The sequence below is a fragment of the Neisseria sp. P0021.S007 genome (assembly GCF_051956855.1).
On record NZ_JBQCXA010000957.1, the window covers coordinates 1 to 559 of the forward strand.

At 58.3% G+C, this 559-nt stretch carries 1 protein-coding gene; it reads right to left on the minus strand.

Features of this window, described 5'->3' with window-relative positions; genetic code table 11:
• On the minus strand, window positions 1-559 hold a 559-nt coding region (locus ACTHUR_RS16935), incomplete at both ends, for a phosphoglycolate phosphatase (RefSeq protein WP_440399857.1).

Genomic DNA, 559 nt, shown 5'->3' on the forward strand with positions numbered 1-559 from the left:
GCTTTTTTCGGTTGCAGATTTTCGTAGATTTCGGGCAGCGAACCGATAATCCAGTCGGGCTTGGTCGCTTTGTCTTGCGAGAGCAGGGTCATGTCGCCGTAGCCGAAGGTCACGCCGACGCTGAGGCAGCCGGCGGCTTTGGCGGCGATGATGTCGTTGCGGGAGTCGCCGACCATAATCATGTTGGCAGGATCAATGCCCAAGACTTCGGCGGCGTGTTGCAGCGGCAGAGGGCTGGGTTTCTTTTCGGGCAGGCTGTCGCCGCCGAGGATCAGGCTGAAGTAGTCGGCGAGTCCAAGCTGTTTCAAGAGTTCGGCGGCGAGGATTTCGTTTTTGTTGGTGATGACCACCAGCGGGATGCCCAGGGATTTGAGCAATGCCAGTCCGGCTTCGGTTTCGGAGTAGGGGCGGGTGAAGTCGCTCAAGTGGTCGCGGTAGTATTTCATGTAGAACACGAAGCCTTTTTCCCATAAATCGGGCGCGGCTTCTTGGTCGCGGTCGTTGGTGATGACGCGGTGGACGAGTTTGCCGATGCCGTCGCCGACGTAGCCTTCTATGG